General features: G+C 41.9%; 10 protein-coding genes and 1 pseudogene. 9 read left to right on the top strand and 2 right to left on the bottom strand.

Features of this window, described 5'->3' with window-relative positions; genetic code table 11:
- The 6 genes from BM049_RS02700 (at nt 1) to BM049_RS02675 (ending at nt 4,943) form a co-directional block, all read left to right on the top strand.
- Nucleotides 1-948 (top strand): hypothetical protein, encoded by a 948-nt coding sequence (locus tag BM049_RS02700; protein WP_091528480.1) that lies wholly within the window; start codon nt 1-3, stop codon nt 946-948.
- Nucleotides 941-1,642, top strand: coding sequence for a DUF6339 family protein (locus BM049_RS02695; RefSeq protein ID WP_091528478.1), 702 nt, complete (start codon nt 941-943; stop codon nt 1,640-1,642). The genes BM049_RS02700 and BM049_RS02695 overlap by 8 nt, the downstream gene beginning before the upstream one ends.
- Nucleotides 1,608-2,582 (top strand): restriction endonuclease PLD domain-containing protein, encoded by a 975-nt coding sequence (locus BM049_RS02690; RefSeq protein ID WP_091528477.1) that lies wholly within the window; start codon nt 1,608-1,610, stop codon nt 2,580-2,582. Before BM049_RS02695 ends, BM049_RS02690 begins: the two co-directional genes overlap by 35 nt.
- Before the next feature lie 30 nt (nt 2,583-2,612).
- Complete coding sequence (gene dcm / locus BM049_RS02685; RefSeq protein WP_091528475.1) at nt 2,613-3,863, top strand: DNA (cytosine-5-)-methyltransferase; 1,251 nt, start codon at nt 2,613-2,615, stop codon at nt 3,861-3,863.
- 180 nt (nt 3,864-4,043) lie between these two features.
- Entirely contained in the window at nt 4,044-4,190 is a 147-nt protein-coding gene (locus BM049_RS02680; RefSeq protein ID WP_143079442.1) for a PH domain-containing protein, read from the top strand.
- Nucleotides 4,191-4,232: 42 nt separating this feature from the next.
- The gene (locus BM049_RS02675; protein ID WP_091528473.1) at nt 4,233-4,943 is read left to right on the top strand and encodes a GntR family transcriptional regulator; all 711 of its coding nucleotides are present in this window, start codon (nt 4,233-4,235) and stop codon (nt 4,941-4,943) included.
- Between the two features lie 36 nt (nt 4,944-4,979).
- Here the strand turns inward: BM049_RS02675 and BM049_RS02670 are convergent, their stop codons facing one another.
- A complete protein-coding gene (locus tag BM049_RS02670; RefSeq protein WP_091528472.1) occupies nt 4,980-6,179 on the bottom strand; it encodes an enolase C-terminal domain-like protein in 1,200 nt (399 codons plus the stop codon).
- Between the two features lie 255 nt (nt 6,180-6,434).
- On the opposite strand from BM049_RS02670, the pseudogene BM049_RS02665 reads away from it, so the two are divergent.
- From BM049_RS02665 to purB, 3 genes and pseudogenes are all read left to right on the top strand, one after another.
- Nucleotides 6,435-7,775 (top strand): annotated as a pseudogene (locus tag BM049_RS02665) (PTS transporter subunit EIIC); the annotation flags it as partial.
- A gap of 425 nt (nt 7,776-8,200) precedes the next feature.
- Nucleotides 8,201-9,484 carry an adenylosuccinate synthase gene (locus BM049_RS02660; protein ID WP_091528469.1) on the top strand — a complete coding sequence of 428 codons (1,284 nt, stop codon included), beginning with the start codon at nt 8,201-8,203 and terminating at the stop codon, nt 9,482-9,484.
- Nucleotides 9,485-9,547: 63 nt separating this feature from the next.
- A complete protein-coding gene (gene purB / locus BM049_RS02655) occupies nt 9,548-10,978 on the top strand; it encodes an adenylosuccinate lyase (RefSeq protein WP_091528467.1) in 1,431 nt (476 codons plus the stop codon).
- Nucleotides 10,979-11,075: 97 nt separating this feature from the next.
- On the opposite strand, the gene BM049_RS02650 is transcribed toward purB, so the two are convergent.
- The gene (locus BM049_RS02650) at nt 11,076-11,561 is read right to left on the bottom strand and encodes a glutathione peroxidase (RefSeq protein ID WP_091528466.1); all 486 of its coding nucleotides are present in this window, start codon (nt 11,559-11,561) and stop codon (nt 11,076-11,078) included.
- Nucleotides 11,562-12,200 lie beyond the last annotated feature (639 nt).

The following is a 12,200-nucleotide window of genomic DNA, read 5'->3' as shown; positions in this document are numbered from 1 at the left end:
ATGGTTACTAAGAATAGTCAAATTGCGCTCTACAAGAAAATTGACAGACAGTTGCTTGAAAAAACACGAATCAACCTGGATCCCTCGCTTACTTATAATAATGGAATTGAAACGTCAGTAATTGAGATAGATGAAGATATTATTGCTATAAATGAAAAAGATGAACAATGGGCTCCTGATGATCACGAGCTAACAGTTAATCTTGGAATTTCTATTGAAGAGCCTTATAGACTATACGGTAGAAACAGTGTTACGTCTCAGCAAAATGAATTAGGCATAGCATGTCACATATATAGTAAAGAATCTCATTTTCAGAAAACAGTTCCGGTAGGCATTATTAACAACACTCGTGACGGTAAATATATAAATTTTAGCTATGTGTTTCCTAAGTCATCCCTACGGGGAAATGTTTATCTTGAATTCTATATTTATTTAGCAGAAATAAGAGAAGAGATTCCTTTCCAGGCTAATAAAGTAGGAATGATACTAACTGAAGAAAATCTCTATGATCTCGAACTAATTATTGATGGCGACGGATCCGTTTTCCCGATGACCGAATTTGAAGAAAAAGATGGACCTTTATGGAAATTAGAAAAGCATTGGGTAGATGCAAATGATGCCATATTCGATGCATCAAATGTTAATTTAAGTTTAAATACATCACATCCTCTATTTGAACAAGTAAAAAAAGGAAAAACTCGGATTAGTCGTGCAATGATGGGAGATATAATGATCCAAGCTATGTCTCAAATCATTCAGCAGGTAATTATTGTAGAAAATAATGATATTGAGGCAGACGATACTTATCCGAATAGTGTATTAGCAGCAGTAAAATACTGGATAGAAACATTCGAAATAACTGATACTTCTTCCATCTTCTCAATTAGTAATACCTTACGGAAACATTGGGAAAGGAAGTTAATGAGTGGAGTGAGTGAAGATGATTAACTGGGATGCAATACAATACTCCGTAACAAATGCAGAAAGAGATTTTGATAATCTTAAAGTTAACACTACCTCGATGGAACCAATCGATTTGAGTGAAGAATTTAAAAACATTCGCTCTCTATTAATTAACAGTAGAAATAAAGTGTTTGAAGAAGGTGAGTTTGATTACGCTAATAAATTAGATTATAAATTTGACCTGAAGTTTGGTTTGCAGCTTTATAAAGTTTTAAATGAAGATATAGGTTTCTCTTTAAGAACAGCCTCAAGTAATGATGTCTGGAGATATTTATCAGTACACGTAGTGCCGGATATAGTACATTCTAGATGGGGATTAAATGAAGATCACTTTTATAAATCACCAAGAAGAATCTGGTTGAAAACAATATGGTGGTATATACACTTGTCATGGTGTAATAATGAAGAGCAGACATATTTATTACTTGAAAATAACTCTACAGATACGATACTTCAATTAGTCGAACGACCGGGCATAGGATATAATATAGCTATATACAGAGAAATAATGAAAAAATACTCGAAATATACTGACAGAGATTTATTCAGGAGAATACTAAAGCTGAATACAGCGAGACTTTTAGTGATTTCTCCTGAATTGATGTCAGGAGGAGTAACTTTATATGTAGAAGAGTTATATAAGGATGCATTGGGAGGAATTGGCGATAATACTAAATGACCTTTATAATTCAATTATTATGAATAACAGTAAGTCTCACAGTAAACTTCGAGTTATAACAGGCTATGCATCTCCAATATTTTTAAGAAGAGTCAAGAGAGATTTCCCAGAGTTGGCAGTTGAACTTTATATTGGTATGGCTCGAGAAGGTATTAGTCAGAAAAGCCATCAGCAGTTTCTCGAAATCTCTGATACTTATTCCAATGTAAATGTATATTATCAAGTTAAGGGAGTGCCTACACACAGAAAATTATTGGAGTTTTACTCTAATGTTTCTCGTAAAGTATATGTTGGATCAGCGAACTTTACTGAAAATGGATTTTTAAGGCAAAATGAACTCATGATTAATATCCATTATAATCCTTCTCAATTATTTTTAGAGCAAAATAATGTATCTTTAAATTGCAATCATGAAAATATTACTGATTACATTAAATTAATTGAGGATGAGAGTCTTAAAGAAGACAACGAGTATGTAGTAGACAATAAAGAAACTGAAAACATAATAAAAGAAGAATTAAAAACTGGAATCAACCATAAAGTTAGTTATTCAGAAAAAATTGACTTTAATGCTTCTTTTGAAATAGAAGCAGTTCTAGATCCGCACCATAATCGCCATTGGGAAACGACAGGATTGAATGCTTGGATGAATAACAGGAGTCCGTATATCATGCAGACACCCAAACTTTTTTTTGATACAATATTCCCTGTAGGAGTAAGATTTAAGATTATAACCAAAGAGTTTGTTTTTGAAGCTGAACTTCAAGGAGATTTTAATAAAGAGCTGGTTATTACAAATGGTAACATTTATGAATACGTAAGAGAGAAGATCAACCTTAAGGAACGTCGTCCTATAAGCAAAGATGATCTAATTAATTATGGAAATACAAAATTCAGATTTACTAAGATAAATGATTATCTCTTTAAAATGACCTTTTAATTTTTAATGAAACTGGAAAGTAGGATATAAATGTTAAGAGTAGTGGAAACGTTTAGTGGCATAGGGAGTCAGGTTCAAGCTTTAAAAAATGCTGGTTTGAATCATTCCGTAGTAGCTACCGTGGAGTGGGAAATAGGAGCTCTGTATGCTTATGATATAATTCATGGCGGCCCTCAAAATTTGGAAATGTACAGACATCACACTCGAGACTCTATTGTTGAACATCTAAGTCAATATAATCTCTCAAGTGACGGGAAATCAGAGATCTCCATAAGAGGATTAAAAGCTATGAGTATGTCGCAGTTAAAGGCAATTCTCCACTCGATAGAACGGAATAATAATCTAGTAGATATTAATACAGTCACAGCAGCTAATCTGCCGGATACTGATGTATTAACCTACTCGTTTCCATGCCAAGATTTGTCGGTAAGCGGTCATTGGCATAATAATACTGGTGGAATAAATAGAGATGCTAACAATAGGTCTACCCTGATTTGGCAAATTGAGAGAATACTAATTGACTTAAAAGAAAGTAAAAAAGAACTTCCAAGTTTTCTTTTAATGGAGAATGTGAACAATATATTGTCTCATAAGCATATAGATAATTTTAATGAATGGCAGAAGTTTCTGGAAAGTCTTGGTTATGTTAATCAGCTGTATACACTTGATTCTAGAAACTTTGGTATACCACAGTCTAGAGTTAGGACATATTTAATAAGCGTTTTAGCTGAAGATAGCGATAAGAAAGAGAAAGTTAATCAGTTTTTCTTCGAAAATAATCTTCAAAATGTAAACTTGACAGAAGACAAGATAGCGCCCATATCAAAATTCCTCAGACTCGATTATTCTCAAGAAAAATATAGAAATGAAGCGATTGAAAGTACTCCAATGTATACCCCGTCTAGGAAGAAAATATATGAAAATAACACAATACTAGCCACCGACCATCAAGCATATGATGGTATATTTGCTAAGACTGTAACTACAAAACAAGACAGACATCCAAACTCCGGATTAATAGAATACGATAAAGTAATTTTAACCGATAAAAATAAGCATTACAGAAATCTCACCCCAAGAGAATGCTTCTTGCTGATGGGATTCGATGAGGAACAATATGAATTATTATTGACGAATAATCTTAATATCAATAAGGGAAGAAAAATTTTACCTCCTTCAAAACTTATTAAATTAGCAGGAAATAGTATAGTAGTGCCTGTGCTGGAAGAAATATTCAAACAAATTGATGGAATTAACAGTAGGATCCTAAATAATCATTAAGAATTTTTTAGCACTTTTAACTGATAAACTTAACTTGGATACTGTTAGTGTATTCCGTTAGATCATCTGTAACATATTTTTATACTTGCTCACTTGGTATAGCGATGAACTACTTGACCATTTTCATATGCTAGGGGCTTATCTAAACTACAGGAGACAGAACATAGTATCTGAATCAACATGTGGTCGACTGAAAATGCCGGCAAAATGTTGGACTTCAACGCCGAAGTCGAACTGTGGACACGGGCCGGCCATCTTAAAATCAACCTGAAAAAAGGTGTGGATATCCGGAAGTTTGATAACCTGATCGCAACAGCGGTTTTATAAAGAGTTTCTTCTTAAAAAACAAAGAGAAGGGTATATCAGAGTATGAATAAAAGAGAATTCATTGTGCAGGATCTTTTGAGTAAAATATACCAGCAGGATTTCAAGGATGAGAAACTTCCAAACCAGCGGGAGTTGGCTGAGCGGTATCAGGTTTCCCGCTATACGATACAGGAAGCGATCAAACGGCTGGAGGAGATCGGGATCATCAAAACGGTTCAGGGATCCGGGATGTATGTCCAGAATCACTATCAGACGAGTCCGCTGGTCTTCAACACATTGACCCGGACGCCCTATGAACGAATCGCGTCAAGGGTCCTTTATCTGGATAAACGCAAAGCTACACCGGAGGAAAAGCAAATTTTCCAGCTCAGTGAATCAGAGGATATCTGGACGTTCGAGCGGGTACGTATCGTTGATTTCAAGATCGAGCAGATCGAAAAGTCAAAGCTGCCGGTATCGCTGTTCCCAGATCTGAGTAAAAAAATACTTGAGGGCTCCATTCAGGATTATGTCCAGTCATGCGGATACGAAATTTCGCACTTCATCACCAGCTACAGTCCGGCGCTATTAACTAAAAGTCAGTCCGAATTATTGATGGCCAGGAAAAATACGCCGGCGATGAAGATCGAGAACCGCTGTCTGCTGAAAGACGGCCGGGTGTATGAATACAGTGAACTCATCGCCATCGACTATGCCTGTACCTATGTCACGCCGTTCAATAAAGAAAGTCATCAGTCACGTAAAAACACGTGAGTGATGACTTTCTTTTTTTATTATGATCTGTACGTCTTAAGGGGTGAACAATGTCCCGTCAGGCAACCGGCTCTGCGTCCAGTCATGGGATCGGTAAACGACCGGATAGTCTCTGGCCAGTTCTTTGTCAAAGTCAACCCCGATACCGGGCCGTTCGATGGGATAGAAATGTCCCTGTTTCGGTTCGGGCGAATGCTTGAAAAGCTGTTTCGTGTTGTCTTTCAAGACCAGCGACTCCTGAACAGCCGCATTGTGCAGGTGCATGTTGAGGTGTGTATTCACCGCCAGGCCAATGGGTGATATGTCAGACGGAGTGTGCCAGGCGACCCGGACACCAAAGGCATCGCAAAGATGTGCCAGCTTGAGGGCAGGTGTAATCCCGCCGATCTGGGAAACATGGACGCGAAGATAGTCCAGCTGATGACTGGCAATGAGCGCCTTCCATTCCATCGGATTGTTGAAGAGTTCGCCGATCGCGATCGGCGTCGCTGTCTGGGTACGGACGAGTTTCAGCCATTCTGTCTGGTCGGGTGGCAGGATATCTTCTAAAAAGTAAACATTGAAAGGCTCCACTTTTTTAGCGAATTGGACAGCCTGATTCGGGTGCAGTCTCTCGTGAACGTCGTGCAGCATCTGAAAAGAATGACCGTACTTAGCTTCTATGGCCTCGAACATTTCAAGCGTCCGGTCCATATAGGTCTGCTGGTCATAGTAGACGCCGGACAAGGCCTCGTTTTCTGTTTCAGCGTTTAAATCTGTCCCGCCGTAAAAGCCCAGCTGACAGCGGATATAGCGAAAGCCGTTAGCCAGGTGGGTATCGATCTGTTCAAAAAGTTCGTCCAGAGTATCCCCAACAGCATGTGCGTAAGCCGATACCTTGTTCCGGGATTTGCCCCCCAGAAGCTGGTATAAAGGCATGTCAGATAGCTTCCCTTTAATATCCCACAAGGCCATATCGACTCCTGAAATAGCATTGTTGATGACGGGTCCGTTGCGCCAGTAGGCATTTACTGTCATCAGATGCCACAAGTCCTCAATATTATTAGCGTCTTTACCTACCAGTAAAGGTTTCAGATAATCATCGACTAGACTCTGCACAGCCAGCGGTCGGAACTGAAAGGTCGCACAGCCCAAGCCGCTCACGCCTTTATCTGTCTCCACTTTCACGACCACCAGATTATGGCGGTCTGGCTTGATGCCGTAGCTTTTAATGTTTGTAATGATCGTTGGTTTCAAAATAATCGTCCTTTCGGGATTAGATAGCTTAATGTTATTAGAACACGCACGGAGTAAAGAAGTCAATTTGGACTGACATTGTGTGTGTAAAGGGTATAATACCAGTCCAATTATTTATAAAAAACGTTAAAACGCTTTAAAATCAACGATAATTTGGATTATTCACATTTTTAGGACTGGTTTACTAAAGCAGGATCGTCTGATAAGATAACTCATGTAAACAAAAGCGATACAAAAATAGGAGGAATAGTCAAAATGAGACATGAGGAGATAGTCAAGCGAATAATAGAAAATGTTGGTGGGCAGGACAATATTCAAAACGTGTGGCACTGTATGACGCGGCTGCGCTTTAAACTGAAGGATCATAACGTGGTGGACCACGAGGCGCTGACGGCTGAAAAGCCGGTAGTGGGAACGACCGATAGCAATGAACAGTTACAAGTCGTGATCGGAACAAATGTAAACGAATACTACGAAACGGCAGCAGCCATTTTAGGGCTGAATACAAGTGAGTCGGCCAGTCGTGATAAACAAGAATCAAAAAGTATGATTTCAGGTTTTATGGATATCGTATCCGGCGTGTTTGGGCCCATTGTTCCTGCAATAGCTGGAGCAGGTATGATCATGGGGTTGATGTCGGGATTAAAGGCATTGGAGATCATTAATGCAGAATCTCAAACGTATATCGTGATCAACATGATAGCCAGCGGCGTCTTTATTTTCCTGCCATTCTTTGTAGCCGCTTCATCCGCCCGGATTTTTAAAACCAATCAGTATCTGGCCATTGCGATCGCAGCCAGTCTGCAGGTGCCGGCCATGACCAATGCTGTCGCGGAAGGTGTTATCTCTCAATTCAATGTGTTTGGCTTTTTACCCGTCCCCGTCTTTAACTATGGCGGAACAGTCATTCCGATCATTATTGCAGTCTGGGCGTTAAGTCACATCCGGAACTTTATAGATGACCGTCTTCCCGAAGCCCTGCGTACGGTCTTTACACCGACGCTTTCCTTGTTTGCAGCTGGCTTGCTGACCTTGGTGGTAATAGGACCGATGGGGATCTACTTGGGGAATATGCTGGCTTATGGTATCGAAGGACTCTTTAATGTGTCACCCGTTCTGGCAGGGATCGTTGTAGGGGGAATTAGACCGATCGCGATATTCACAGGCCTGCATCATGCAATGACGCCTATTGCACTGCAGAACTTTGCTAATCAGGGATATGACATGCTGATGCCGATGATGTTCATGGCTAACCTATCGATCACCGGTGCGACTGCAGCCATGTATTTCAAATTGAACACAAAAGAAGAAAAAAGTATCGCCGTCTCCGCCGTTGTTTCCGGCTTTTTGGGCATCACAGAACCAGCACTCTTTGGCGTCTTGACTAAAAATGCGAAAGCCTTTATCGCCGCTACGATCGGAAGCTCTGCTGCCTCTGCCTTCATCAGTTTCTTTGGCGTAAGAATCTATGGCTACATTCTTTCCAGCGTGTTCAGTCTTCCAGCCTACATTGGCGAGTACTTCGTCTTTATCATTCTAGGCATGCTCATCTCTCTTACAGTATCCTTTGCCATTGCCTATGTACTCATTCCGAACGTAGAGGTTAAGGAAGAGAAAGAAGAAAAGAAACAGCTGGTAGAAGCTTAATACATTTTCAGTCATAAAGTACGGATAGTGTTACAAAACGAATAAGTGAACAAGATTAAAGTTGTTATCTAGATTTAGTCTATGTATAAAGTTGGGGTCAGGTATATAATGTTAATATTAAAACACGTCAGTGAGTAGAACTCATTGATGTGTTTTTTTATAAATAGATTTTGATAAGGAAGATTGAAAACGTGCTAATTCCCATAAACACGAACATTAACCACTCTACCACTAAATTCATGCGATATTTTATTGACCTGGGCTCCATGCCTCTGATACCATTGTTCTGGTATCAAAAGTGAGTGATTTTTGATACCGCTAATGAGGATAAGTGAAGGCTCATAAATAGAGCGATTTACTAAGGAGGACAATGAATGTCAACGTTTGTCGTGTTAGGTGCACAATGGGGAGACGAAGGAAAAGGGAAGATGACGGATTTTCTGGCAGAAAGTGCCGATCTGGTCGTCCGCTTTCAGGGAGGAAACAACGCCGGTCATACGGTGATCGTCGGTGACAGTGAATACAAACTTCACCTGATTCCTTCAGGTATATTGTATGATGATAAACTAAACATTTTAGGAAACGGCACGGTGATCGATCCGGAAGCTCTTTTCAAGGAAATCAGCTATCTGGAGGACTTGAATGTAGCGGTGACGCCGGAAAAACTTTTAATCAGTGACCGGGCGCATGTGATCCTGCCTTACCACCGTCTGCTGGACAAAGCCAGTGATAAACTGAGAAAGAACGCCATCGGCACCACCGGCAAAGGCATTGGACCTGCTTATACGGACAAGGCCGAACGATCAGGTATCAGAATGTGCGACTTGATCAAGCCTGATGTATTTAAACGAAAACTTGAAGAAAATATCAAGAAAAAGAATGATTTATTAGTGAGCGTATATGATGAGGAACCGCTGGACTTTGATGAAGTTTATGAAACTTACAGCGCCTATGCTGAAAGGCTGATCCCGTTCGTCAAGGATACGTCTGTGCGACTGTATGATGAGATCAAAGCCGACAAGAAAGTCCTGTTCGAAGGCGCCCAGGGGATGCTTTTGGATATCGATTACGGGACCTATCCGTTTGTAACGTCGTCCAACACGATCGCTGGCGGCGTCTGTACCGGAACGGGCATCGGTCCGACGATGCTGAAAGGCGCTGTCGGTGTGGCCAAGGCGTATACGACGCGTGTCGGTGAAGGACCATTCCCGACGGAACTCACCGATGAAACGGGCAGATGGATCCAGGAAAAAGGCGGCGAAGTCGGGGTAACGACCGGCAGACCACGACGCTGCGGCTGGCTCGATCTGGTCATATTGAAAACTTCTGCTAGAGTTTCCGGACTGACGAATCTGGTCGTGACCAAAATAGATACGCTGGCCGGTCTGGACACGATCGAAGTGTGTGTCGGGTATAAATTTAAAGGTCAGGTGATCGACTACTTCCCGGCTTCTCTGGAAGATCTGGCTGCGTGCGAACCGGTCTATGAAACGTTCGAAGGCTGGGGAGAAGAAGCGGCGACGGCTAAAACGTATGATGAACTGCCGGAAAACGCCAAGATTTATCTGAAGCGCATCGAAGAATTCACGGGCGTGGAGGTGTCGATCGTTTCAGTCGGACCGAAAAGAGACCAGACGATCGTGGTCAACGAGATCTAGAGAAAGTCTTTAACTAGATACCTTTTAATGGTCGTCAATCACTAGAGAAAGATAGGGGAGCTTATGAGAGATTCTTACACATCACCACTGGAAACGAGATACGCGTCAAAAGAGATGTCCTACCTCTTTTCAAATGACAAGAAATTCAAGACCTGGCGCAAACTATGGGTAGCGTTAGCTGAAGCGGAAAGTGAACTCGGGCTGCCTATTTCAGAAGAACAGCTCGATGAACTGAGAACGCATGTCGATGACATCAACTATGACGTAGCTGAACAGAAGGAAAAGGAAATCAGACACGATGTGATGAGCCATGTCCATGCCTACGGGGTTCAGTGCCCGAATGCAAAAGGCATCATCCATCTGGGCGTGACGAGCTGCTTTGTGGGCGACAACACGGATTTGATCGTCATGAAAGAAGCACTGCTTTTGACACGAAAAAAAGTGATCAACGTCATCAATGAACTGTCTGAATTTGCGAAAGATTATAAAAACGTACCGACACTTGGTTTAACGCATTATCAGCCGGCGCAGCTGACGACGGTCGGGAAGCGGGCCACACTCTGGATCAACGAGCTGGTCATCGATCTGGAAAAACTGGATTACGTGCTGGACTCTCTGAAATTCAGAGGGGTCAAAGGCACCACCGGGACCCAGGCCAGCTTCATGAACCTGTTTGACGGCGATGCGGATAAAGTGAAAGCACTGGACCAGAAAGTCACGGAGAAAATGGGCTTCAAGGAAACGTATCGAGTGACGGGTCAGACCTATTCAAGAAAAGTCGATTCGATCGTTCTGAACACCTTATCTGAAATTGCTCAAAGTGCCTACAAGTTCAGTAACGACTTGAGACTGCTTCAGGGGATGAAAGAAGTGGAAGAACCGTTTGGCAAGAAACAGATCGGCTCTTCGGCGATGGCCTATAAACGTAACCCGATGCGTTCGGAACGGATGAGCGCCCTGTCAAGACACGTCATCGTGAATGCCCTGAATCCGGCGATAACCGCTGCGACCCAGTGGTTTGAACGCACGCTGGATGATTCAGCCAACAGACGGCTGTCTGTCTCGGAAGCCTTTCTGGCGCTGGATGGGGTACTGAACTTATACGAGAATGTTTCCAGTCATTTAGTCGTCTATGAAAAAGTGATTGCCGCGCATGTGGAGCAGGAACTGCCGTTTATGGCAACGGAGAACATCCTGATGGAAGCCGTGAGACGAGGCGGAGACAGACAGGAACTCCATGAGAAAATTAGAATGCATTCGATGGCATCGGCCAGACGTGTCAAAGAAGAAGGTCTGGACAATGACCTGATCGACCGAATTGCTTCAGATGAGGCGTTTAATATTTCAAAAGAAGACCTCATGAAGGTGCTGAAGGCAGAAAACTATACCGGAAGAGCGTCTGGACAAGTGGATGAATTCATCAGCGGATATGTGCAGCCGATACTGGATGCGAATAAAGACCTGCTCGGTATGGATGCAGAAGTGAAGGTATAAAATTTTGTGAAGCTTTACGATAAAAAAACAACTGTAAGAAAAGGACCCGCATATCATGTGCGGGTCCTTTAATAGTCTTATTAAATATCTGGTGCCGTTACTGTTTCCCCAATACTTTTCTGATATCCTGTTCGATGTCTTCCGGCTTCTTCGCCGGGGCATAGCGCTTTATGACCAATCCGTTTTCATCGACCAGGAATTTAGTGAAGTTCCACTTGATTTTATCGGAGAACAGGCCTTTCTGCTGGTCCTTCAAGTGTTTATATAAGGGATGAGCGTTTTCGCCGTTCACGTCGATTTTCGCGAACATCGGGAAAGACACGTTATAGTTGACCTGACAAAACTCCATCGTCTTATTGATGTCATCAAATTCCTGCTCCTTGAACTGACCGCAGGGAAAGCCCAGCACAACAAGTCCGTCGTCTTTATACTGGTCATATAATTTCTGCAGGCCTTCAAACTGGGGAGCGAAGCCGCAGTGGCTGGCCGTGTTCACGATAAGTAAAGGCTGCCCTTCATACTGCTTCAGGTCGAATTCCTCGCCCGCAGGTGTTTTGACAACGTAGTCAAAAGGGGTGGTCATAAGTATCTACCTCTTTCAGTGTATTTAGGATTTAAGACTTTTTTCTGACGAAAACCTTATAAACCGGTTAGCATTATCCTTCTAGTACATACGTAAAGTAAACCATAAGCATCGGTTTTGTGCAACAGATAGTAATTTAAGGCAAAATTGAGTCGGCCTGAGCTTTAGGAAGGAGCCGGTAGTCACAAGTGATTTTAATACTGTCCACTCAAAACTTCTGCGCAATGAGACGGTCATAGTGAGGAGAGTTAGTGACTGCTCAGAATCTGGCGATCTGTCACCGGCTAATAGATTGTCCAACTTCTAACTGGTTAGGATGTCAATGATTTCGAGTGGCCATCAAATCACCTTTTTATTGCCGGCCCGATAAAATTAAGTCTCCGAGCAGTTATAACAAGCGGGTTGTAGATCCCGCTCAGCACCGTGTGCATTTCGAGTATGACTTAAAATGTCAAAGTTGTGCCTTCTCGATCAGAAAAACATATGACAAGGCACGACCCAATTTACATGGCTATTTTCAAATGTACAATCTTTACCAGTAGTAACTATATTGCTCTGAAATGCTTTTGGATAAGGAAAGCCTTCGACCCTCAAAGTCGAAGGCCTCTTTATTTTTCCCTTTATGAACCCTAAGTCTGA

It is taken from the genome of Alkalibacterium subtropicum, assembly GCF_900112455.1.
Taxonomy (GTDB): Bacteria; Bacillota; Bacilli; order Lactobacillales; family Carnobacteriaceae_A; genus Alkalibacterium; species Alkalibacterium subtropicum.
Note: the sequence above shows the minus strand (reverse complement) of the source record. Positions and strands in the feature narration are given on the sequence as shown.

Bases quoted from the DNA above. Each gene is read 5' to 3' on its own strand.
- BM049_RS02660 (WP_091528469.1), top strand. From the start codon at position 8,201: ATGTCAACGTTTGTCGTGTTAGGTGCACAATGGGGAGACGAAGGAAAA.
- dcm (WP_091528475.1), top strand. From the start codon at position 2,613: ATGTTAAGAGTAGTGGAAACGTTTAGTGGCATAGGGAGTCAGGTTCAA.
- BM049_RS02650 (WP_091528466.1), bottom strand. From the start codon at position 11,561: ATGACCACCCCTTTTGACTACGTTGTCAAAACACCTGCGGGCGAGGAA.
- BM049_RS02690 (WP_091528477.1), top strand. From the start codon at position 1,608: ATGCATTGGGAGGAATTGGCGATAATACTAAATGACCTTTATAATTCA.
- BM049_RS02695 (WP_091528478.1), top strand. From the start codon at position 941: ATGATTAACTGGGATGCAATACAATACTCCGTAACAAATGCAGAAAGA.
- BM049_RS02700 (WP_091528480.1), top strand. From the start codon at position 1: ATGGTTACTAAGAATAGTCAAATTGCGCTCTACAAGAAAATTGACAGA.
- purB (WP_091528467.1), top strand. From the start codon at position 9,548: ATGAGAGATTCTTACACATCACCACTGGAAACGAGATACGCGTCAAAA.
- BM049_RS02680 (WP_143079442.1), top strand. From the start codon at position 4,044: ATGTGGTCGACTGAAAATGCCGGCAAAATGTTGGACTTCAACGCCGAA.
- BM049_RS02675 (WP_091528473.1), top strand. From the start codon at position 4,233: ATGAATAAAAGAGAATTCATTGTGCAGGATCTTTTGAGTAAAATATAC.